The sequence below is a fragment of the Nonomuraea sp. NPDC048882 genome, assembly GCF_040649755.1.
Classification (GTDB): Bacteria; Actinomycetota; Actinomycetes; order Streptosporangiales; family Streptosporangiaceae; genus Nonomuraea; species Nonomuraea maheshkhaliensis.
Genome location: NZ_JBEZGB010000023.1, coordinates 115,738 through 138,317, shown reverse-complemented (window position 1 = coordinate 138,317; position 22,580 = coordinate 115,738). Strand labels below are relative to the sequence as shown.

General features: G+C 69.2%; 18 protein-coding genes and 1 tRNA gene. 10 read left to right on the top strand and 9 right to left on the bottom strand.

Translation table 11 applies throughout. The features are described from left to right. Positions 1 to 93 precede the first annotated feature (93 nt). Positions 94 to 171: transfer RNA gene (locus tag AB0C27_RS49025), tRNA-Leu, on the bottom strand. A 116-nt stretch (positions 172 to 287) separates the two neighbouring features. Between AB0C27_RS49025 and AB0C27_RS49020 the strand changes: the two genes are divergently transcribed. Further along, a complete protein-coding gene (locus tag AB0C27_RS49020; RefSeq protein WP_245956065.1) occupies positions 288 to 872 on the top strand; it encodes a response regulator in 585 nt (194 codons plus the stop codon). Between the two features lie 25 nt (positions 873 to 897). Here AB0C27_RS49020 and AB0C27_RS49015 read toward each other — a convergent pair whose 3' ends face one another. After that, positions 898 to 1,983: a DUF5937 family protein gene (locus AB0C27_RS49015; protein ID WP_357860689.1), complete on the bottom strand. Its 1,086-nt coding sequence runs from the start codon at positions 1,981 to 1,983 to the stop codon at positions 898 to 900. A gap of 99 nt (positions 1,984 to 2,082) precedes the next feature. Between AB0C27_RS49015 and AB0C27_RS49010 the strand changes: the two genes are divergently transcribed. Together AB0C27_RS49010 and AB0C27_RS49005 are read left to right on the top strand one after the other, a co-directional pair. Then, on the top strand, positions 2,083 to 3,309 hold the full coding sequence (locus AB0C27_RS49010) for an MFS transporter (protein ID WP_357860687.1): 1,227 nt from the start codon (positions 2,083 to 2,085) through the stop codon (positions 3,307 to 3,309). A 374-nt stretch (positions 3,310 to 3,683) separates the two neighbouring features. Next, positions 3,684 to 4,985 carry an ABC transporter substrate-binding protein gene (locus AB0C27_RS49005; protein WP_357860682.1) on the top strand — a complete coding sequence of 434 codons (1,302 nt, stop codon included), beginning with the start codon at positions 3,684 to 3,686 and terminating at the stop codon, positions 4,983 to 4,985. Here AB0C27_RS49005 and AB0C27_RS49000 read toward each other — a convergent pair. Further along, entirely contained in the window at positions 4,982 to 5,671 is a 690-nt protein-coding gene (locus AB0C27_RS49000) for a hypothetical protein (protein WP_357860679.1), read from the bottom strand. The two genes, AB0C27_RS49005 and AB0C27_RS49000, sit on opposite strands and share 4 nt — an antisense overlap. 352 nt (positions 5,672 to 6,023) lie before the next feature. On the opposite strand from AB0C27_RS49000, the gene AB0C27_RS48995 reads away from it, so the two are divergent. Beyond that, the gene (locus AB0C27_RS48995) at positions 6,024 to 7,319 is read left to right on the top strand and encodes an ABC transporter substrate-binding protein (RefSeq protein WP_357860676.1); all 1,296 of its coding nucleotides are present in this window, start codon (positions 6,024 to 6,026) and stop codon (positions 7,317 to 7,319) included. A gap of 146 nt (positions 7,320 to 7,465) precedes the next feature. On the opposite strand, the gene AB0C27_RS48990 is transcribed toward AB0C27_RS48995, so the two are convergent. The 6 genes from AB0C27_RS48990 to AB0C27_RS48965 all read right to left on the bottom strand — a co-directional run bounded on the left by AB0C27_RS48990 (position 7,466) and on the right by AB0C27_RS48965 (position 12,814). Continuing rightward, on the bottom strand, positions 7,466 to 7,867 hold the full coding sequence (locus AB0C27_RS48990; RefSeq protein WP_357860672.1) for a hypothetical protein: 402 nt from the start codon (positions 7,865 to 7,867) through the stop codon (positions 7,466 to 7,468). 133 nt (positions 7,868 to 8,000) lie between these two features. Continuing rightward, entirely contained in the window at positions 8,001 to 8,792 is a 792-nt protein-coding gene (locus AB0C27_RS48985) for an ABC transporter ATP-binding protein (RefSeq protein WP_346109917.1), read from the bottom strand. Next, positions 8,789 to 9,712 (bottom strand): ABC transporter ATP-binding protein, encoded by a 924-nt coding sequence (locus tag AB0C27_RS48980; RefSeq protein ID WP_357860719.1) that lies wholly within the window; start codon positions 9,710 to 9,712, stop codon positions 8,789 to 8,791. Before AB0C27_RS48980 ends, AB0C27_RS48985 begins: the two co-directional genes overlap by 4 nt. 4 nt (positions 9,713 to 9,716) lie before the next feature. Further along, complete coding sequence (locus AB0C27_RS48975; RefSeq protein ID WP_357860668.1) at positions 9,717 to 10,703, bottom strand: branched-chain amino acid ABC transporter permease; 987 nt, start codon at positions 10,701 to 10,703, stop codon at positions 9,717 to 9,719. Between the two features lie 11 nt (positions 10,704 to 10,714). Continuing rightward, positions 10,715 to 12,001: a branched-chain amino acid ABC transporter permease gene (locus tag AB0C27_RS48970; RefSeq protein WP_357860665.1), complete on the bottom strand. Its 1,287-nt coding sequence runs from the start codon at positions 11,999 to 12,001 to the stop codon at positions 10,715 to 10,717. 429 nt (positions 12,002 to 12,430) lie between these two features. Beyond that, complete coding sequence (locus tag AB0C27_RS48965; protein ID WP_357860716.1) at positions 12,431 to 12,814, bottom strand: hotdog fold thioesterase; 384 nt, start codon at positions 12,812 to 12,814, stop codon at positions 12,431 to 12,433. Positions 12,815 to 12,918: 104 nt separating this feature from the next. Between AB0C27_RS48965 and polA the strand changes: the two genes are divergently transcribed. The 6 genes from polA (at position 12,919) to AB0C27_RS48935 (ending at position 22,576) form a co-directional block, all read left to right on the top strand. Continuing rightward, positions 12,919 to 15,609 carry a DNA polymerase I gene (gene polA, locus AB0C27_RS48960; protein ID WP_357860662.1) on the top strand — a complete coding sequence of 897 codons (2,691 nt, stop codon included), beginning with the start codon at positions 12,919 to 12,921 and terminating at the stop codon, positions 15,607 to 15,609. Positions 15,610 to 15,772: 163 nt separating this feature from the next. Next, positions 15,773 to 16,858: a polysaccharide deacetylase family protein gene (locus AB0C27_RS48955; protein WP_357860659.1), complete on the top strand. Its 1,086-nt coding sequence runs from the start codon at positions 15,773 to 15,775 to the stop codon at positions 16,856 to 16,858. 192 nt (positions 16,859 to 17,050) lie between these two features. Then, a complete protein-coding gene (rpsA, locus tag AB0C27_RS48950) occupies positions 17,051 to 18,535 on the top strand; it encodes a 30S ribosomal protein S1 (RefSeq protein ID WP_357860713.1) in 1,485 nt (494 codons plus the stop codon). A 230-nt stretch (positions 18,536 to 18,765) separates the two neighbouring features. After that, complete coding sequence (locus AB0C27_RS48945; protein WP_357860656.1) at positions 18,766 to 19,899, top strand: epoxide hydrolase family protein; 1,134 nt, start codon at positions 18,766 to 18,768, stop codon at positions 19,897 to 19,899. A 1,021-nt stretch (positions 19,900 to 20,920) separates the two neighbouring features. Further along, the gene (locus AB0C27_RS48940) at positions 20,921 to 22,042 is read left to right on the top strand and encodes an alpha/beta fold hydrolase (RefSeq protein ID WP_357860653.1); all 1,122 of its coding nucleotides are present in this window, start codon (positions 20,921 to 20,923) and stop codon (positions 22,040 to 22,042) included. 87 nt (positions 22,043 to 22,129) lie between these two features. Continuing rightward, positions 22,130 to 22,576, top strand: coding sequence for an alpha/beta hydrolase (locus AB0C27_RS48935; protein WP_357860650.1), 447 nt, complete (start codon positions 22,130 to 22,132; stop codon positions 22,574 to 22,576). Positions 22,577 to 22,580 lie beyond the last annotated feature (4 nt).

The following is a 22,580-nucleotide window of genomic DNA, read 5'->3' as shown; positions in this document are numbered from 1 at the left end:
CCAGCCGCGATTACCAACCTCAGGCAAACCCCAGCAAGACGAAACCCCCGAACCCGTAGGTTCGAGGGTTTCCGATGTCCTGAGACATCACAATGGTGCCCCGGGTGGGATTCGAACCCACACTGTACGGGTTTTGAATCCGTTTCCTGCTGCCAGTTGGGATACCGGGGCTTAGATCCGGAAAATCCGGATTTGCCCATGATGCACGCACCTGAAGCTTAGCCCAACGTGGGGCCACATCGGTCCGGCGTGGATCTAATCTACCGGACGTCTGTACTCTTCTGCTCGTGAGTACGCAGCGGCGAGTAGTGATCGCGGAAGACGAGGCGCTGATCCGCCTCGACCTCAAGGAGATGCTCCAGGAGGACGGCTACGTCGTCGTGGGCGAGGCCGGAGATGGTGAGCAGGCGATCCGGCTGGCCGCCGATCTGAGACCCGATCTCGTGATTCTGGACGTGAAGATGCCGGTGCTCGACGGCATCTCGGCGGCCGAGCGGATCGTGGCCGACCGGATCGCTCCCTGTCTGATCCTGACCGCGTTCTCCCAGCGTGATCTGGTGGAGCGGGCCCGTGACGCGGGGGCGATGGCCTATCTGGTGAAGCCGTTCACGAAGGCGGATCTGGTGCCGGCGATCGAGATGGCGGTCAGCAGGCACGAGGAGATGGTCGCGCTGGCGGCCGAGGTGTCGAGTCTGTCGGAGCGGCTGGAGACGAGGAAGCTGGTCGAGCGGGCCAAGGGGCAGTTGATGACGCAGCACGGCTGGAGTGAGCCGCAGGCGTTCCGGTGGATTCAGAAGGCGTCGATGGATCGGCGGTTGAGCATGCGTGAGGTTGCTCAGATCGTTATCGACGACGCGGCGGAGCGATCGTGAGGGAACCTGCCGTCGTCAGCACGGCTCAGCGCAGTACGGCCGTGAGTACGTCGGCGCCCAGTGCCGTCAGGTCGGTGAGGTTGACGCTGTAGCGGACGTAGCGGCCGTGCCGCTGGGTCGTGAGCAGGCCCGCGCGGCGCAGGACGGCGAGGTGGCGGGAGACCTCCGGGGGCGTGAGTTCCCAGGCGTGGGCCAGTTCGCCGGTGGTGTGGGGGCCGCGGGCCAGGGTGCGGAGCAGGCGTAGCCGCACGGGATGGGCGAGTGCCTCCAGGCGCAGCGTGACGGTTTCCAGCGTGACCGGTTTCGGCGGGCTCGCCTCGGCGACGGGATACTGCACCACGGGCGGCCATCCGGGCGCGTGGATGGCCACCAGGTGCGGGCGGCCGAAGACGCTGGGCAGGAAGGTGATCCCGGTGTCGTGGGCGGTGGTGGCGTTGTCCTGGAGTTTGTCGACGACGATGTGGTGGCCGTCGGGTGTCAGGGTGAGGGCGTCGGAGATCGACGTGAGTGCGGCTGCGATGCCCTGGTGCCGCAGCAGGTCGTTCTTGACGCGCACGTCGGTGGTGAGCTGGGGGGCGACGCGTGCCCAGGTGGCGTCGAAGAAGGCTTCTGCGCACTGTTCGAGGGTGTGGCGCACCCGTGCCCGCACGGCGGCGGGGTCGGCGAGCAGGCGTTCCGCGAAGGTCTCTTGGAGGGTGCCGCGGGCCTGGGCCAGGTGCAGGGCTCGCTCGCGGGCGGTGGCGTCGGTGAGGGGTGAGGGTGCGGTGAAGTGCACCCGGTTGCTGCCGCAGGTGGTGACGAGTGCGGCGGTGACGTAGGTTTCGTCGTCGATCCGGTCCACGTCGTCGAGTTCTTCTGCGAGGGTGGGCCGGGGGTGGGCGGGGACGAGGAAGTCGGCTCGTGAGGAACGCCAGAGGAACTCGGCCTCCCGCAGCCGTTCGGCGAGTTCGGGCCGCAGCCCGGCCCAGACGTCGCCGGCCCAGCCGGCCACTTTCGGGTGGTGCCCGGGCTCGGCCAGGACGTGCAGCATCGCGGTCAGCTCGGCCAGCGGGGAGGCGGCGAACCGCAGGCGCCGCGGCGGCAGGCCGCTGATGTCGATCCTCAGCGTCACCCTCCCATCATCGCTGGTCGGAGGTGCGGTGGCGGCATCGGTTGACGGTCTCCGTCAATCGTCGGGGCTGGTCCGGCGGGCGGACGCACTGTTGACGCCATGGCTACCACCACCACGCGGGCCCTCGTCCGTGCCTCAGGAGGCCCCCGCTATGCCGTCGCCCTCGGGGTGGACGCGCTCGGCACGGGCCTGCTGCGGCCGTTTCTGCTGCTCTACGGGGTGACGGTGCTGGGGCTGTCCGCGCCGGCCGCCGGGGTCGCGATGACGGCCGGCGTCGTGACGGGGCTGGTGTGTGTGCCGGCGGCCGGGCGCTGGCTGGACCGGGGTGCGCGCAGCGCGGTCGTGGCGGCGTCGATGTTGGTACGGGTGCTGGGTGTGGCGTTGCTGGTGGCCACCCCGGTGGGGAACGTGGGGTTGTTCGCGGCGGCGGCGTTGTTCCTCGGCATCGGCAACCAGGTGTGGCCGGCGGCCCATGCGGCGCTCGTGGCCACGGTCGCCCGGGGGCGGGATCGTGACGCCGCCCTCGCGGCGGGCCGCGCGCTGCGTAACGCCGGGCTGGGTGCGGGGGCGTTGCTCGCCACCGCGTGCCTGGCGGGCGGCGCCACCGGGCTGCGGGTGCTGGCGGCCGGCACCGGGCTCGCCTATCTCGCCGCGGCGGCTCTGGCGTGGTCGGTGCGTGTACGCGCTCGTCCGGCCGCAACCACGGATGGGGGGGACGACGAAGCGTCCGGGATGCGGGTGCTGCTGGCCGCCAACGTGATCTACGTCTTCTGTCTCAACGTGCCCGAGATCGCGCTGCCGCTGGTCCTGGTGACGCAGTTGCACGCCTCGCCGGTCTGGCCGGCGGCCGTCTTCGTGGCGAACACGGTGTTGGTGATCACCTTGCAGGTTCCGGTCACGGTGCTGCTGTCCCGCTTCCGCCGGCGGACCGTGCTGGCTCTCGCCGGTGTGGTGCTCGCCGCGTCCTACCTGGGCTTCCTCGCCGCCATGTCGCTGGGGGACGGCTGGGGCGCGCCGGCCGTCGCCGTGGTGTCGGTGGTCTGCACTCTCGGCGAGATCGTCTATGCCGGCAGTGCCACCGCGCTGGTCACCGCGCGTGCCCCGGCGCGGGTCCTGGGACGTGCGCTGGCCCGTTTCCAGCTTTCGACGGGCTTCGGTCTCGCCGTTTCCCCGGCGGTCATCACGGCTCTGGCGCCGTACGGTCCTGCCGTGCTGTGGGGCGGGCTGGCCGGTGCGACGCTGCTGTCGGCGTCCGCCGTCGCCGTCGAGCCGGATCGGGGAGCCGGATCGGGAACCCGGGAGCGGTCCGAGCATGACCGGAGTTGACCGGGCCGGTCAGCGCCGGCGGCGCCGGTCGGCCTAGGCCGGGCCGGTCGCGGCAGGAGGTCAGAGTCGCTCGGGGGTCGCTCGGGGCTCGTGACCTCACCCTTTTGCGCCGGCGCCCTCAGGCGACATCCGCGGGTTGCGGCCGGGCCTGCTCGCATTTTTGTCTAGATCCGGAAATATCGGATCAGGTCATCCCATATCGGGGGGTGTCCGTAACTCTCATGAAACATATCATTACTATGGGTGTTTAGGACATTACGAATCGGCATAAAAGCCTCAGGAGAACTCCCCACAACCGCCCAAAAGAGGCATGCTGAGCTCGGAAAACTGGCGAAGGTGATCGTCACTTCGCTGAGATAGGGGGAGTCTCTTTCATGATGCGCATTGCTCCAGCGGGGCGCTTGCTGGCCGTCGCGGCCGCGGCGAGCCTGGCCCTGACGGCCTGTGGTGGTGGCGGCGACACGGCCGCCGAGCAGTCCGGCACCGCCGCGCCGTCCACGGCGGCCTCCTCGGCGCCGGCGGCTGCGGGCGACGGCACGCTGACCATCGGCACGGTGCTGCCCCAGACGGGTTCGCTGGCCTTCCTCGGCCCGCCCGAGTTCGCGGGCGTCGACCAGGCGGTCAAGGAGATCAACGAGGCCGGTGGCGTGCTCGGCAAGCCGGTCGAGAAGCAGCACACGGACTCCGGCGACACGACCACGAACATCGCCTCGCAGTCGGTGGACAAGCTGCTGGCGCAGAAGGCCGACGCCATCGTCGGCGCCGCCTCCTCGTCGGTGTCGGAGTCGATCATCGACAAGATCACGGGTGCGGGCGTCGTGCAGTTCTCGCCGGCCAACACCTCCGACAAGTTCAGCACGATCAGCGACAACGGCCTGTACTTCCGTACGGCGCCGCCGGACAAGCTGCAGGGCCGGGTGCTGGGCGACCTGATCGCGGCCGACGGCAACGACACCATCGGCATCATGGCGATGCAGGACTCCTACGGCTCGGGGCTGGCCGACCAGGTCACCAAGACGGCCGAGGAGGCCGGGGCGAGCGTCGTGGAGCGGGTGGACTACGACCCGAAGGCGGCCGAGTTCTCCGCCGATGTCGCCAAGATCAAGGCCAAGAACCCGAAGGCGATCGTGCTGATCGGTTTCGAGGAGGGTGCCAAGGTCGTGGCGGAGCTGGTCAAGCAGGGCCTGACCGCGGACAAGCACAAGTGGTACATGGTGGACGGCAACATGTCGAACACCAACTACCTGAAGATGCCCAAGGGCACCCTCAAGGGCGTCAAGGGCACGATCCCCGGCGCCGAGGCCCCCGACGCGTTCAGGAAGAAGCTCCTGGAGCTCAACCCCGAGCTCGACGACTTCACCTACGCGGCCGAGTCGTACGACGCGACGAACCTGATCGCGCTGGCCGCGGAGGCGGCCAAGGACGACACCGGCAAGTCGATCGCGGCCAAGCTGCCCGAGGTGAGCAAGGGCGGCGAGAAGTGCAAGAGCTTCAAGGAGTGCGCCGACCTGCTGAAGGCGGGCAAGGACATCGACTACGACGGTGTCAGCGGCCCGATCGAGTTCAACGAGGCCGGTGACCCGGCCGTGGCCACGATCGGCGTCTACGAGTACGGCGACGACAACAAGTACCCCGGCAAGGCGCTGGAGTACCGTACCGGCAACATCGAGGGCTAGGAGCCGAGCCCGCAGGCGGCCATCGCGTAGGCGATGAGCCGCTCCTGCAGCGGCTTGGGCGGCGTGACGATGACCACGCGCTCCTGCCCGCCGTCCACGGCGGCCCGCACCGGGAACTGGAAGGCCTTCTTGGCCTCGGCGAACGCGTGCGGGTCGCACCGGCCGGGGGTGAGCTCGACCGGCGCCTCCAGCCGTCGCGCGCCGGCTTTCAGCACGCCCATCGGCCTGTTTCGCGGGGTGGCGATGTAGTGGGTGGTGCCGCCCATGTCGTTCAATGAGACCTCGCCCGGCCCGCGCCTGGTGACCACCAGGCTTCCGCGCATGACCTTGCCCGACTCCTTCCAGTCCGGGCCGAACTCGATGCTCACCGCCTGCTTGATGAGGAACTCGGAGCATTCGTCGCGCAGCAGCCTGGCCAGCAGGGGGTCGGGGTGCGGCACGTCGAAGACGACCTTGTGCGGCTGCTGCGAGCCGGTGGCGACGTGGGCCACGACGGTGGCGGGGCGGAGCTCGGGCAGGTCGCCGGGGGAGCAGTTGGCGGCGCCGTACGGGATGGGCAGGTCCGTGCGCTCGGTCTTGCCGATGACGGCGTCGGCCCGTCGCGGCGGGAGGGTCTTGAAGGACTCCGTGACGAGCTGGACGTCAGCGAAATAAACACGTGTTTCACTCGTATTTCGGACAGCCACTTGAAGCACGTGCACCGGCTCGTCGGAACGCCATTGGGCCAAGGAGACCGATACGCCGGGAGGCGGTCCGGCCTGCGCGGGCGACGGCAGGGCAGAGGATCCCTGGGCCGAACCGCAACCCGCGGCGAGGACGGTCAGCGCCAGGAGGGGTGTAATGCGCTTCACCCGTCGCACATTAGGCGTCCTTACGCAGGTCCGTAAGTTGAGGAGTGATTACGACTCCGCATCCAAGTGCCGACAGTTCCCACGGGGACCTAGTTACAGTCCTTCACCATTTTGTACGTTTCCGTCATTCGATCGGGAACGCTCGGCGGTGCTGACGGATCCCGGCCTGGATTGAAGGAGACACTTCATGATCCGCATTGCTCCCGTGGGACGGGCGCTGGCTGTCGTGGCCGCCACGAGCCTGGCCCTGACAGCCTGCGGCGGTGGCGGCGGCGACACCGCCACGCAAACGTCCCAGAGCGCTGCGCCGGCCTCGTCCGCGCCCGCGGCGCAGGGCGACGGCACGCTCACCCTCGGCACGCTGCTGCCCCAGACCGGTTCGCTGGCATTCCTCGGCCCGCCCGAGTTCGCGGGTGTCGACCTGGCTCTCAAGGAGATCAACGAGGCCGGCGGCGTGCTCGGCAAGCCCGTGACCAAGTACGACACGGACTCGGGCGACACGACCACCAACATCGCCTCGCAGTCGGTGGACAAGCTGCTGGCGCAGAAGGCCGACGCCATCATCGGCGCCGCCTCCTCGTCGGTGTCGGAGTCGGTGATCGACAAGATCACGGGCGCCGGTGTGGTGCACTTCTCGCCGGCCAACACCTCCGACAAGTTCACCACCATCAGTGACAAGGGCCTGTACTTCCGCACCTCGCCGCCGGACAAGCTGCAGGGGCGTGTGCTTGGTGACCTCGTGGTGGCCGACGGCAACGACACGGTCGGCATCATGGCGATGCAGGACTCCTACGGCACCGGTCTGGCCGACCAGGTCCAGAAGACCGTCACCGACGGCGGCGCCGAAGTGGTCGAGCGCGTCGACTACGACCCGAAGGCGGCCGACTTCTCGGCCGACGTCGCCAAGCTCAAGGCCAAGAACCCGAAGGGCATCGTGCTCATCGGCTTCGAGGAGACGGCCAAGGTCGTCCAGGAGCTCGTCAAGCAGGGCCTGCCCGCCGACAAGCACAAGTGGTACATGGTGGACGGCAACACGTCCAACACGAACTACATCAAGATGCCCAAGGGCACGCTCGACGGCGTCAAGGGCACCATCCCCGGCGCCGCGGCCCCGGAGGAGTTCCAGAAGAAGCTGCTGTCGGTCAACAAGGACCTTGAGGACTTCAGCTACGCCCCCGAGTCCTACGACGCGGCCAACCTGATCGCGCTGGCCGCCGAGGCCGCCAAGAGCGACGCGGGTGTCGACATCGCGGCGAAGCTGATGGAGGTCAGCAAGGGCGGCGAGAAGTGCACCAGCTTCAAGGCCTGCGTCGACCTGCTGAAGGCCGGCAAGGACATCGACTACGAGGGCGTCAGCGGCCCGGTCGAGTTCAACGAGGCCGGTGACCCGGCCGTCGCCACCATCGGCATCTACCAGTACGGCGACGACAACAAGTACGCCACCAAGGCGCTGGAGTACCGCACCGGCAACATCGCCGGCTAGTCGGTCACCAGAACCACCCCAGGGGCCCGGTCGTCCGCGACCGGGCCCTTTCGCGTGCGCTCAACGCACGGCCCGGCCGCACATCGAGCGCACACGCGGCCCCACACGCGGCCCCACACGCGGCCCCACGTGCGCTCCTGCGGGCCTCAGCGGCAGCCGGCCACGATCCGGTCGGCCGCCTGCCGGTAGCGCTTCAGCAGCGCCACCTGCCGCTCCCTGGGCACGTCGTTCCTGGACAGGCCCGCGGTCGTCGTCCTGACGGTCTCCACAGCCTCCTGGAGCGAGCCGGGCAGCCTGGGGCCGAACTCCCGCGTCGTGCCGTGCACCTCCGCCAGGCGGCCCGTCAGGGCGTCCTCGAACGTCTGCCGCTCCTCCCGGCCGGCCGGCTCCAGCATGAGGCCCGCGTACCCGATGGAGGAGACCACGCGGGCGCACGGGCTGTCGGCGGGGTCGCCGCCGGTGCTGAACTTCTCGGCCGAGGAGGCGTCGTCCTGGCACCCGACGAGCAGGACGGGCAATATGAGCGCGACTGTCGCCAAACGTTTCACATCGGGTATTAAAAACAGCGAAGGGGCCCCTCGGGAGGAGCCCCTTCGCCTTCTCGACCGTTTCGTTACCCGCGAACTACCCGCGAACTACCCGCGAAACTACCGGCGAACTACCGGTGCACGCGGTCTTGCGTCATGCCTTGGCCAGCGTCCCGAGGTAGAGCTCGATGACCTTGGGGTCGTTGGCGAGCTGCTGGCCGGTGCCGGTGTAGGCGTTGCGGCCCTGGTCGAGCACGTAGCCGCGGTGGCAGATCTGCAGGCAGCGCCGCGCGTTCTGCTCCACCATGATCACCGTCACGCCGGCCTTGTTGATCTGCTGGGCCTGGATGAACACCAGGTCCTGCAGCTTGGGCGACAGACCGGCCGACGGCTCGTCGAGCAGCAGCACGGAAGGCTCGGTCATCAGGGCCCTGGCCATGGCCACCATCTGCCGCTCACCGCCGGACAGGGAGCCGGCGCGCTGTTTGCGCCGCTCCGCGAGCGCGGGGAACAGCTCGGCCACGAACTCGAAGCGCTCCTTGAACTTCCCCGGCACCTGGTAGGCGCCCATCTCGAGGTTCTCCTCGATGGTGAGGCTGGGGAAGACGTTGTTGGTCTGCGGCACGTAGCCGACGCCGCGGGAGACCAGCGAGTGCGCCTTCATGTTCGTGATGTCCTCGCCCTTGAGCAGGACCTTGCCGCTGCGGATGTTGACCAGGCCGAACATGGCCTTGAGCAGGGTCGACTTCCCGGCGCCGTTGGGGCCGATGATGCCGATCAGCTCGGCCTGCTTCACGTACAGGTCGGAGCCGTTGAGGATGTTGACGCCCGGCAGGTAACCGGCGATCAGCTCGTCGCAGCGCAGTACCGCGTCCTCGGCCCCGGCCAGGTGGGCGGAGCGGTCGGTGACGGCCGCCTTCGACTCGGCCGGCTCTTCGGCGTTCACTTCTGCGTCTCCTCCTCGATTTCGGCCTCCAGAGCGGCCTCAGCCTCCTGCAGCTGAGACTCCAGCTCGGTGTCCGAGAGCGGAGCGTCGTGGTGGGCGCCCAGGTAGGCGTCGATCACGCGCTCGTCCGACATGATCGTCGAGGGCGGGCCCTCGGCGATGACGGCGCCCTGGGCCATGACGATCACCCAGTCGCTGATGTCGCGGACCATGTCCATGTCGTGCTCGACGAACAGCACCGTCATGCCCTGCTCGCGCAGGTCCTTGACGTGACCGAGCAGCGACTGCGTCAGGGCCGGGTTGACGCCCGCCATGGGCTCGTCGAGCATGACCAGCTCGGGCTCGACCATGAGCGCGCGGGCCATCTCCAGCAGCTTGCGCTGGCCGCCGGAGAGCGATCCGGCGAAGTCCTCGCTCTTGGCGTCCAGCTTGAAGCGGACGAGCAGCTCCTCGGCGCGCTGGGTGATCTCGTCCTCCTGGCCGCGCCAGAAGCTGGGGATCATGGCCCGCCAGAAGCTCTCGCCCTTCTGCTTCTGGGCGCCCAGGCGCATGTTCTCCAGCACCGTCAGGCGCGACAGCGCCTTGGTGAGCTGGAACGTGCGCACCATGCCGTTCCTGGCGACCTTGTGCGCGGGGACGCCGTTCATGGACCGGCCGTTGAACGTCCACGCGCCGGAGTCGGCCGTGTCGAAGCCGGTGAGCTGGTTGAAGAAGGTGGTCTTGCCCGCCCCGTTGGGGCCGATCAGCGCGGTGATGGAGCCCCGCTGGATCTCGACGTGCTCCACGTCGACGGCGGTCAGGCCGCCGAAGCGGCGCACGACCTTGTCGACCACGAGGATGGGGTCGGGCTTGGGCACGCCCGGCTCGCGCGGCATGTCCTTGAACGCGGCCAGCGCGGACGCCTTCTTGCTGGCGGTCATCGTGTCATCGGGCATTGATGGCGATCTCCCTCTTGTCCCCGAAGATGCCCTGTGGCCGGATGACCAGCAACAGGATGAATCCGAGACCGACCAGGGCGTACCGGATGGGGCCTACCTGGGTGGTGGTCATGAACGGGATGAGCCCGTTGCGGACCAGCTCCGCGAGGGTGTTGCCGACGAAGACGAACAGCACCCAGAAGACCATCGCACCGACGACGGGCCCGAAGACGCGGGCCGCGCCGCCGAGGATGACGATGGTGTAGGCGAAGAAGGTCATCTCGGTGCCGAAGATGTCGGGCTGCACGGCGCCGTTGTAGAGGCCGTAGAAGAAGCCGGCCAGGCAGCCGATGATGCCGCCCAGCATAAGCGACTGCATCTTGTACGAGAACACGTTCTTGCCCAGGGCGCGTACAGCGTCCTCGTCCTCGCGGATGGCCTTGAGCACGCGGCCCCACGGGCTCTTCATCAGCAGGTAGACGACGAGGCAGCTGAGCAGCACCACGGTCCAGCCGACGGTGAGGAACCAGATGACGCGCTCGTCGAAGCCGAACGGGCCGACGCCGTAGTGGCCGGGCGGGAACGGGTTCATCGCGTAGAAGTCGCCGGTGAAGCCGCGCCGGCCGTCGGAACCGCCGAAGATGTCCTTGAAGTACACCGAGCGGAACACGAGCCGGACGATCTCCGCGGCCGCGATGGTGACGATCGCCAGATAGTCGGCGCGCAGCTGCAGCGTCGGGATGCCCAGCAGGAGCGCCAGGATCGCCGCTGCCGCCAGGCCGATCACGATGCCCATCCAGAACGGCAGGTTCATGACGGTGACGGCGACGGCCAGGCCGTAGCCGGCCACGGCCATGAACGCGGCCTGGCCGAAGTTGAGCAGGCCGGTGTAGCCGAAGTGGATGTTGACGCCGATCGCGGCAAGGCCGTAGACGACGGACTCCCAGCCGATGGCGGCGTGAACGGTGGTGGTGATGATCGTGAGCCAGTCCATGGTTACCCCCGTCACCCGATCCGCTCGCGGCGGCCCAGGATGCCCTGCGGCCTGAAGAGAAGCACGATGATCAGTACGGCCAGCGCGCCGACGGACTTCAGCTCCGGCGGCACCCACAGGGTGGACACCTGGATGAAGATGCCGACCACGAGCGAGCCGACCAGGGCGCCGAAGGCCGTGCCGAGCCCGCCGAGCGTGACGCCCGCAAAGATGAGCAGCAGGATGTCCTGGCCCATGGTGAACTTCAGCGACTGCGACAGGCCGAGCATGATGCCGGCCAGCGCGGCGATGGCGGAGCCCGAGGCCCAGATGATGCGGATGATGCGGTCGACGTTGATGCCGGAGGAGGCGGCCAGGGCCGGGTTGTCGGCCACGGCGCGCGCCGCCTTGCCGGTGCGGGTCTTCATCAGGGCGATGCCCACGACGATCAGGACCGCCAGCTCGATGCCGATGGCCCAGAGGTTCTTGGGCGCGGCGCTGATCGGGCCGATCTCAATGCCGGCCTGGGTGTTGTAGTCGGTGTAGCTGTCGGTCTGCGCGCCGAAGAAGAACTGGATGAGGTTGCGCAGCAGGATCGCCATACCGATCGAGATGATCATCATGGCGATGGTCCCGGTGCCGCGCTTGCGCAGCTGCCCCCAGAACAACCGGTCCTGGCCGTAGCCCAGGGCTCCCGAGACGATGATCGCGATGATCGCGGCCGGGATGAGCTGGAGGCCGAATCCGACGTTGAAGGCGTAGGCGATGACGGCTCCGAGCGTGATCAGCTCGCCGTGGGCGAAGTTGGTCAGGCCGGTGGTGCCGTAGATGAGCGACAGGCCGAGCGCGCCGAGGGCGATGATCAGGCCGAGGTTGACGCCCTCGAAGGTCAGCTGGGCCGCCTGCTCCCAGAACGTGCTCTGCCCGGTGTCCTCAGGGGCCGCCCCGGGAGCGGCCTTGGGCTGCAGCGCGAAGAGCACGGTGGAGCAGTTGTTCTCGTAGACGGTCGGCGTGCGGACGTTGCTGCCGCCGCGGACCTCCGAGTTCGCCGGCAGGCTGCTGGGGTCCAGGGTGACCTTGTACTTCCCCGGTTCGTCGACCTGAACGTCCCACGTGCCTTGTGCGTTACTCGTTACCTCCTCGACGGGTTGTCCGCCTTCGGTGGTGACAGAGATCTTGGCGCCGTTCACTGGCTGGCCTTGGAGTTTGAGTGTTCCCCTCAGTCCCTGACAGTCGGCCGGATCCGCATGGGCGGGCACGGCCAGCAGGAAGATGAGTCCACCCAGGAAGGCCGTGAACGCGATCACGGCTCTGCGCAATGGTGCTCCCTCGAAAGTAAGTCAAGGCGGGGTTGTACCCCTCCATCTCGACACGCGCATCGCAGGCACAACTGGGATGCAATGGCGGGAGCCTATTCTGGTGCCGCCCGTTTCAGTATCGTTCGTCACCAATTAGAGACATGTGTGTGTCACTGATGTGAGCAAACGTCGAGCCAGGTCAGGGGCTAAATCGAGCTTGACGCCTGGCGCTTCGACGGAACGAATCGGTAACGATCGCGGGGGAACGCGACGAGCCCGCGGGGTGGCCTTTGGGGCCGTGTCCGGTCTCATCCCTCTACGTGCGCGGAAGACCTCCGCGTACGCGGGGCCGGACACGTTTTCTACTAAGCCTCCCCGCGGGCTCTGGTGAAACAACCGTAGCGACCCGCGGGGGGCATGCGCAAAGGGTCGGTGAAAGTGACGTAAGGGTCAGCGGTCACGCAACATGCACGTGAGCCGCGCCGTGCAGACCCGCCGCCCCTGATCGTCGGAGATCTCGATGTCGTACGTCGCCAAAGTACGGCCTCCGTGCAGCCTGGTCGCGATCCCCGTGACGTGGCCCGAGGTCGCCGAGCGGTGATGGGTGGCGTTCAGCTCGATGCCTACGGCGATGCGGTCGGGACCGGCGTGCACGGCCGCGCCCACCGAGCCCAGCGTCTCGGCCAGCACCGCCGAGGCCCCGCCGTGCAGCAGCCCGTACGGCTGGGTGTTGCCCTCGACCGGCATCCGGCCCACGACCCGCTCGGGGCCGGCCTCGAGGAACTCGATGCCCATCCGGTCGGCCAGCGTGCCCTCGTGCAGGTCGTTGAACAGGGAGGCGTCGAGCGGATGGTCCAGGGGGTCGGTCTGCGTCAAGGGGACGCCTCCACTCTTTCGAGCTCAGGTTTTCTGTCGCAGACGCAGACTAGGCTGCGTACGTGCCGAAGAGTGAAGTGACCCCCAGCCGCCCGTGCCTGCTGCTGCTTGACGGGCATTCCCTGGCTTATCGCGCGTTCTACGCGCTCAAGGACGCCAACCTGATGACCACCGACGGTCAGCACACCGAGGCGGTCTACGGGTTCACCTCGATGCTGACCAACATCCTGCGCGACGAGCGGCCCACACACGTCGCGGTGGCCTTCGACCGGTCGGAGCCGACGTTCCGGCACGAGGAATACGCCGACTACAAGGCAAACAGGAGCGAGACGCCCGAGGACTTCCGCGGTCAGATGCAGCTCATCTACGAGCTGCTCGACACGCTGCGCGTGCCGCACCTGTCCAAGGCCGGCTTCGAGGCCGACGACCTCATCGCCACGCTGGCCGCCCGCGCCGCCGCCGAGGGCATGGACGTCCTCATCGTCACCGGCGACCGCGACGCGCTGCAGCTGGTCGACGAGCACGTCACCGTGCTGATGACCCGGCGCGGCATCAGCGACATGACCCGCTTCACGCCCGAGGCGGTCGAGGAGAAATACGGCCTGACCCCCACGCAATACCCCGACTTCGCCGCCCTGCGCGGCGACCCCAGCGACAACCTGCTGAGCATCCCCAGCGTGGGGGAGAAGACCGCGGCCAAGTGGGTGCGCGAGTTCGGCTCGCTGACCGCGCTCGTCGACCGGGTCGACGAGGTCAAGGGCAAGGTCGGCGACAAGCTGCGCGAGCACGTCGCCCAGGTGCTGATGAACCGGCGGCTGACCGAGCTGCTGCGCGACGTCCCGCTGGAGGTGGAGCTGGGCGACCTCGTCCAGGGCACCTGGGATCGCGAGGAGATCAACAAGCTGTTCGACACCCTGCAGATCCGCGGCGAGCTGCGCGAGCGGGTCTTCAAGGTGCTCGGCACCGGCGAGCAGGAGCCCGAGCAGGGCTTCGAGGTCGAGACCGTGCTGCTCGGCCCCGACCGGGTCCAGGGCTGGCTGGCCGCCCTGCCCGAGGGCCGCGCCGGGCTCGCCTTCAAGGGCGTCTACGGCAGCGGCACCGGCCGCATCGACGGCATCGCCATCGCCTCGCCCGACGGCACCGCCGCCTACATCGACCCCGTCAAGCTCACCGAGGCCGACGAGGCGGCCCTGAGCGCCTGGCTGGGCGACGAGATCAGGCCCAAGGCCGTCCACGACGCCAAGGGCCCCATCCTGGCCCTGTGGGCACAGGGCATGGAGCTGCGCGGGCTGAGCTGCGACACCGCGCTGGCCGCCTACCTCGCCATGCCGGGGCAGCGCACGTTCGCCCTCGAAGACCTCGCCCGCCGCTACCTCCACCGCGACCTGCGGGCCGAGGAGGAGCCGAGCGGGCAGGCCGCGCTGTTCGGCGACGACGAGGACGCCCCGGCCAAGGACCTCGCGCTGCGCGCCCACGCCGTGCTGGAGCTGGCCGAGAGCCTGGAGACCTTCCTGGCCGGGCGCGGCGGCACCCAGCTGCTGGCCGACGTGGAGCTGCCGCTGCTGTCGGTGCTGGCCGAGATGGAGCGCGCGGGCATCGCCGTCGACAGCGCCTACTTCACCGGCCTTGAGGCCGAGTTCGGCGCCGCGGTCAAGCACGCCGTGGAGGAGGCCCACCGCTCGGTCGGCGAGCAGTTCAACCTGGGCTCGCCCAAGCAGCTGCAGGAGATCCTGTTCACCCGGCTCAATCTGCCCAAGACCAAGAAGATCAAGACCGGCTACAGCACCGACGCCGACCAGCTCGCCTGGCTCGCCACCCAGACCGAGCACGAGCTGCCGACGATCATGCTGCGCCATCGCGACCAGCAGAAGCTGCGCACCACCGTCGAGGGCCTGATCAAGGAGATCTCCGACGACGGGCGCATCCACACCACGTTCAACCAGATCATCGCCGCCACCGGCCGGCTGTCGTCAGAAAAGCCCAACCTGCAGAACATCCCGATCCGCACCGCCGAGGGCCGCCGCATCCGGCAGGGCTTCACGGTCGGCGAGGGCTACGAGACGCTGCTGACCGCCGACTACAGCCAGATCGAGCTGCGCATCATGGCTCACCTGTCCGGCGACGAGTCGCTGATCGCCGCGTTCGAGTCCGGCCACGACTTCCACCAGGCCACCGCCGCCCGCGTCTTCGACCTGCCGCCCGAGCAGATCGACGGCGAGCTGCGGGCCCGCATCAAGGCGATGAACTACGGCCTGGCCTACGGGCTGTCCGACTTCGGGCTGTCCGGGCAGCTCAACATCCCGGTGGCCGAGGCGCGGGCGCTGAAGGAGGAATACTTCCAGGAGTTCGGCGGCGTGCGCGACTTCCTGCACGCCATCGTCTCCCAGGCGCGCACCGACGGCTACACCGAGACGATCATGGGCCGCCGCCGCTACCTGCCCGACCTCACCAGCGACAACCGCCAGCGGCGCGAGATGGCCGAGCGGATGGCGCTCAACGCGCCGATCCAGGGCTCGGCCGCCGACATCATCAAGGTCGCCATGCTCCACGTGCACCAGGCGATCCGCGAGGAGGGGCTGGCCTCCCGGATGTTGCTGCAGGTGCACGACGAGCTCGTGTTCGAGGTGGCGCCGGGCGAGCTGGAGACACTCAAGCAGCTCGTCCGCGACCAGATGAACGCCGCCTACACCCTGCGGGTGCCGCTGGAGGTCTCGGTGGGCGTCGGGCGTACGTGGGAGGACGCGGGCCACTGAGCCCGGGCCGCTGAGCCACTGCGGCGCGTAGGCGGGGTGCTGAGGCCGCGGTGGCACGGCGGCGGGTCTTCGGGGCGGGACGGCCGGGCGTGCGGCCTCTGCACTAGTCTGGAGCGGATTTCACCGATAGGCCGGGAGTTCTGTGCGGCTACCAGCTTCCCTCATGCGCATCATCGGGCTGGCGAACGTGGTGGTGATCTCGGTCGCCATCGTCGGGCTGAGCCTCTTACCCGGCGAGCCGCGGCCGCACGCCGAGCCCCGTGAGACGGCCACCGTCGGGGGCGGCGACGGCGGCGCCCGGCCGCCCGCCACGCCCACCCCCGTCGGCCTGCCGCCCGGCGTGGTCTCCACGCCGGAGTTCGCCCGGCAGGTGCACGCCAACGAGGCGGGGCTGGTGCCGGTGCTGATGTACCACCGCATCCTGGCCAAGCGGCTCGCCTCGCTCGACCGCACGCCCGCCCAGCTCAGGAAGGAGTTGGAGAAGCTGGCCAAGCGGGGCTACGTGCCGATCACCGCCAGGGAGTTCGTCCGCGGCGAGATCTACGTGCCGGCGGGCAAGTTCCCGGTCGTGCTGACGTTCGACGACGGACATCCCAGCCACTTCGGGCTGGACGCCCACGGCAACCCCCGGCCCGACACGGCCGTCGGCGTCATCCACGACGTCGCCTCGCGTTATCCCGGCTTCCGGCCGGTGGCCACGTTCTGGGTCAACAAGGAGCCGTTCGGGCTGCGTGACCACGACTCCCAGGCGGCCGCCGTACGGTGGCTGACCGAGCACGGCCACGAGGTGGCCAACCACACCTGGACCCACCCCAACCTGCGGATGCTCAAACGCAAGAAGGTCCGCGAGCAGATCGTCAGGATCGAACGGCTGCTGAAGAAGCTCGGCGCGCCGCCCTCGGAGACCATGGCCCTGCCGTACGGATCCATGCCGCGAGGCAAGAAGTCCGCCAGAAGCGGATCATGGGACGGTACGAGGTATGATTTCGCGGGCGTGTTCCTCGCGGGAGCCGAGCCGTCACTTTCGCCCTACGCGAAAAAGTTCGACCGTGGTGCGATCCAGCGCATCCAGAGCAACGGCAAGAAGGGCGAGTGCCGCAAGTGGTGCTCGCAGTACTGGCTCGACTGGCTGGACAGGCACCCTGGTGAGCGCTACGTCAGCGACGGCGACCCGGACCGGATCTCCATCCCGGAGAAACGGCGCGGTAATATCGTCGCCAAGCGAGGGCTCCAGGTCATCGCCTACTGAGTCCTCCCCGGATTGACCCAGTGGCGATGGTCTCATATGCTGATCGCTGCGCTGTGGGCTCGCGCGCGCCTCAGACGGAGCGGGCTCGCGCTCGGTCACGTCGATGTCGTAATTCCTCGGCTTGATGCGGAAGAGGGCCTGCCGCGCATCCGCCACATCGACATCCTGTCCGCGTTCGGAGCAATTCCACACATGACGTCCAGCACTGAGGCCACCTCGAGCACCCCGCAGGTAGCGGTCAACGACATCGGGTCCGAGGAAGCCTTCCTCGCGGCGATCGACGAGACCATCAAGTATTTCAACGACGGCGACATCGTCGAGGGCACCGTCGTCAAGGTCGATCGAGACGAGGTTCTTCTCGATATCGGCTACAAGACCGAGGGAGTCATTCCCTCGCGCGAGCTTTCGATCAAGCACGATGTCGATCCTGCTGACGTCGTGGAAGTCGGAGAGCACGTCGAAGCCCTCGTCCTCCAGAAGGAGGACAAGGAGGGCCGGCTGATCCTGTCCAAGAAGCGCGCTCAGTACGAGCGGGCCTGGGGCACGATCGAGAAGATCAAGGACGAGGACGGCATCGTCACCGGCACCGTCATCGAGGTCGTCAAGGGCGGCCTCATCCTCGACATCGGCCTGCGGGGCTTCCTGCCCGCGTCCCTCGTCGAGATGCGCCGGGTCCGCGACCTGCAGCCGTACGTCGGCCGCGAGCTCGAAGCCAAGATCATCGAGCTCGACAAGAACCGCAACAACGTGGTTCTGTCGCGCCGCGCCTGGCTGGAGCAGACGCAGTCCGAGGTCCGCCAGACGTTCCTCAACACCCTCCAGAAGGGGCAGGTCCGCAAGGGCGTCGTCTCCTCGATCGTCAACTTCGGTGCGTTCGTGGACCTCGGCGGCGTCGACGGCCTGGTCCACGTGTCCGAGCTGTCCTGGAAGCACATCGACCACCCGTCCGAGGTGGTCGAGGTGGGCCAGGAGGTCACGGTCGAGGTCCTCGACGTCGACATGGAGCGCGAGCGCGTCTCCCTGTCGCTCAAGGCCACCCAGGAAGACCCGTGGCAGCAGTTCGCCCGCACCCACCAGATCGGCCAGGTCGTGCCGGGTCGCGTCACCAAGCTGGTGCCGTTCGGCGCGTTCGTCCGGGTCGAGGAGGGTATCGAGGGCCTGGTCCACATCTCCGAGCTGGCCGAGCGCCACGTGGAGATTCCGGAGCAGGTCGTCCAGGTCGGCGACGAGATCTTTGTCAAGATCATCGACATCGACCTCGACCGTCGCCGCATCAGCCTCTCGCTGAAGCAGGCCAACGAGGGCGTCGGCACCGAGGTCGAGTTCGACCCGACCCTCTACGGCATGGCGGCCACGTACGACGACCAGGGCAACTACATCTACCCCGAGGGCTTCGACCCGGAGACCGGGGAGTGGCTCGAGGGCTTCGACAAGCAGCGCGAGGAGTGGGAGCGGCAGTACGCCGAGGCCCAGACCCGCTTCGAGGCCCACAAGAAGCAGATCGAGGAGGCCCGCAAGGCCGAGGCGGAGGCCGGCGAGGCCGCTCCCTCGTCCTACAGCGGCGAGACGCAGGCCCCGCAGGGCGGCTCCTCCTCGTCGGCTCCGGCCAGCGGCGCGCTCGCCTCTGACGAGGCGCTCGCGGCTCTGCGCGAGAAGCTCGCGGGCGGCCAGAGCTGAGGTCCCTGACCTCGGCCGCCTGAGGCACCGCTAGAAACGAAAGGCCCCGCATTCGTGCGGGGCCTTTCGCGTATTCCTGCCGGATCTTCTCTCGCGTGCCCGTACGGGAACGTGCCGAGCCTTTGCGTGCCTGTCGCATGCCTGTTGCGGTGCCCGCACGGGAAAATCCGCCGCGCGAAGACGGGTAACGCGGAAGCAGGCTTTCCGCAAGGTCTTCTACCGTCACCGGCATGAACGAGATCAAGCCCTTCCGTATCGATATCCCGCAAGCCGACCTCGACGACCTGCGCGAACGGCTGCGGCGCACCCGGTGGGCGGCGCAACTGCCGGGCGGCTGGAGCAGGGGCGTGCCCGTGGCGTACCTGCGGGACCTGGCCGACTACTGGGCCGACGGGTTCGACTGGCGCGCCCAGGAGACCAGGCTGAACGCGTTCGCGCAGTTCACCACCACCATCGACGGCCAGCCCATCCACTTCGCGCACGTGCGCTCACCTGAGCCGGACGCGCTGCCGCTGATCATGACGCACAGCTGGCCGAACTCCGTCGCCGAGTTCCTCGACGTCATCGGGCCGCTCACCGACCCGCGCCGGCACGGGCTCGACCCCGGCATCGCCTTCCACGTCGTGGCCCCGTCGCTGCCCGGCTTCGGCTTCTCGCCGTTCCCAGAACCCGCCGACGAACGGCCGTGGAGCATTGACCGCGTGGCCCGCACCTGGGCGGAGCTGATGCGCCGGCTCGGGTACGAGCGCTACGGCGCGCACGGCAACGACGCGGGCGCGCTGGTCACCCCGCGGCTGGCCGCCCTGGCCCCCGAGCGCGTGGCCGGCTCGCTCATCACGGCCGGGCTCGGCATCCCCACCGGCGACCCGGCGCAGCTGGAGGGGCTCTCCGACGAGGAGCTCGCCGAGCTGAAGGAGCTGACCGCGTGGATGGGGCAGGGCAGCGGGTACGGGCCGTACCTGGCCGCCAGGCCGCAGACGCTCGCGTACGGGTTCGCCGACTCGCCGGTGACGCAGCTGGCGTACCTGGTGGAGAGGTACAAGGAGTTCGACGGCTGGGGGCCGGGGACCGAGCCGATCGACCGGGACCTCGTGCTGACCAACGCCGCCCTGTACTGGCTGACGGAGACCGGCGGCTCCTCGTCGTGGACGTACTACGAAGGGGCGGCCGGGCTGCCCGCCGACCAGCGCGCCGTGCCCACCGGGGTGACACACGGAGGGCCCGCGGCGATGCGGCGGATCGCGGAGCGCGGGAACGACATCGTCTACTGGGGAACGGCGCAGAGCCCCAGCCACATGGTGGCCATGGCGGCACCCGGGCCGCTGGTGGACGGCATACGCGCATTTTTCCGGATAGTGCGCTGAGGGGTGGCGAGATTTTACCCACCGCTCTTTGCAAGGCTCTGACCTGCGAGGTTGTCTCCTGGGAGACTGTCGTCCTGCTGTTGGTCACGACTTTCTCGGGGGCTACGCGGTGGGTATGGTTCAGCGATCTCTCCGGGCAACACCCCTCCGGCCACTCCTTCTGGCGGCGCTGACGACGGCCCTGACGACGACCCCGGCAACGGCCCCAGCCACCAAGGTCACGGTCGGCACCGCCACGGCCACCACTGCTACGCCCGGCACTGTCACGGATCGGGAGCGTTCCGGACAGGTCGGGCCGTGGCTCATGTCGGTCGGAGTTACCGCCAATCGGGCGGAATCCCGGCAGGTGGGGCAGCGGCTCATGCCGATCGGGACTGGCACCGGTCACGGGGATTCCCGACAGGTCGGGCAACAGCCTGTACCGGCCGCCACCGTCGTAGCCGCCGCTCCTGCGGTCGGCACTGCGACGGCTGCGATTGGAACCGTCACAGCCGCCGGCACCGCCGGCACCGTCTCCACGGCCGGCACCGTCTCCACGGCCGGCACCGTCTCCACGGCCGGCACCGTCTCCACGGCCAGCACGGCCAGCGCCGCCACCACGGCCCCGCCGCCGACCTCCGGTGCGGTGACCCGCAATCACGGGTCTTCCGGGACGGGGGTTCGCGACCAGAGGCTCTCCAGTGGTGAGGTCCGGGACTACGGATCCTCCGGCGTGGGGGTTCGCGATCGAGGGTCCTCCAGCCGTGAGGTGCGGAACTCCGGGACCTCCGGCGTGGAGGTTCGCGATCGAGGGTCCTCCAGCGGTGGGGTGCGGAACTCCGGGACCTCCCGCGCGGAGATTCGCGATCACGAGTTCTCCCGGGCGGAGGTGCGTGACGTGGGGTTTTCCGGGCGGCAGGTGCGTGCCTCCGGGCTTGCCGGCATGCCCGTGGTGGCTGGGCTCGTTGGTGTGCCCGTGGTGGCCGGGCCTGGGGGAGCGCGGCCGTGGGTTTCTCCTTCGCCGCCGCCTTCGGGTCGTTTCGTGGGCGACGGGAGCGGGGTGGTGTGGCGGGACTGTGGTGACGGGTTGCAGTGCGCGAAGCTGTCCGTGCCTGTCGACTGGGCCGTCCCACGCGGTCCCCGTACCGAGGTCGATGTGGCCAGGATGTCCGCGCGTGACCCCGCCCGCAGCCTGGGCCCGCTGGTCGTGAACATCGGTGAGGACTCCACCGTCCAGGGTGTGCGTGCCAGGCCCGACACCGTCAGCGAGCTGGCGCGGTGGTTCGATGTCGTGTTCGTCGAGGGGCGCGGGTTCGGTGACCGGGGGAGCGCCGCCATGGTGCGGTGCTCCGTGCCGCCGCCCGATCCGCGCCGGATCCAGCTCGTTTCCGGCCCGGCCGCCTGGCGCGCCTACGCCCGCGACAACGCCGCCTACGACCGCAGTTGCCGGGTCGCCGCCGGTCCCGCGTACGCCGGCTTCACCTCCTGGCAGGTGGCGCACGACCTCGACGCCCTGCGCGCCGCGCTCGGTCAGGACCGGCTGCGGTACTTCGGCAGCGCGTACGGGGCGGTGTACGGGCGGGCGTACGCGGAGTTGTTCCCGCGCCGGGTCGGGCGGATGTACCTGGAGGGGCTGCCCGACCACCCCGGGACCGGCCTGGGACGGCGGCTGATCGCCCACGCCCGCGCGGCCGAACGCCGGCTGTCGGCCTTCGGCGACTGGTGCGCCAACCAGCCGGGCTGCCCCCTCGCGGACGACGACGCCGTGGCGGTGCTCGACGACCTCCTCGAACGAGCACCGTCGGCCGCGAACCCGTCCGGCCGGCTGGGCCAGGCGGGTCCGGGGCACGGGGTGGGTGTGGTGAGCGGCTACCAGGTGGTGGCCGCCGTGCTCGCCGGGCTCACCCCGCAGCGCTGGCCGGAACTGGCCCGGGTGCTGGCGGCGGCCGAAGCGGGTGACCTGCGCGCGCTGGCCGCGATGGCGTCCGTGTCACGCCCGGCGGAATCAGGGACGGTGGCCCGCTCGACGTGGTGTCACGACTTCATGCCGGTCGTGCCCGGCTACCGGCGCTTCCTGGCGATGGAGTCACGCCTGCGCGCCGTGGCTCCGCGCGTCGGCTGGCTGACCGGCCGCCACGAGCTCGCCCGCTGCCTGGGCCTGTGACCCCTCCCACCCCGCCCCGCGACACCGGCCACAGCGATGGACGACGGTCAGGGGAGTGCCACCGGGCGCGAGGACTCCACAGCGCGGGTGACGGCACCCGAAATCGAGCGCCCTACGGTGCGGGTGCCGGCCGGAGGCGACGGCTCTGCGGTGCGGCGGGTGACGCCTGGAGACGAGGTCTCCGTGATGCCGGTGACGTCTGGCGGCGAGGGGCCTGCGTCGCCGGGTGCGGCGGCTGAGGGTGAGAGATTCGTGGTGCCGGTGGTGGCTCTGGGGAGGTCGTCGGTGCTGGTCGGGATCGGCAGGCTGGATGCGGGCAACCCGCCTGCCGCCGCTGCCAGGGCCGCCAGGCGGATCCCCGGGGCGAGGGTGTTGTGGCACGGCGACGGTCAGGACGCGTACCTGCTGCAGGGGGCCGGCAAGCTGCGTGCCGCCTGCCTGCGTGCCCGCGTCCACGACTACCTCGTCAACGGCGTGCTGCCCAGGCCGCGCACCCTGTGCCCCGGAGAGCTCACGGCCGGGCGCTTCCACTGAGGTG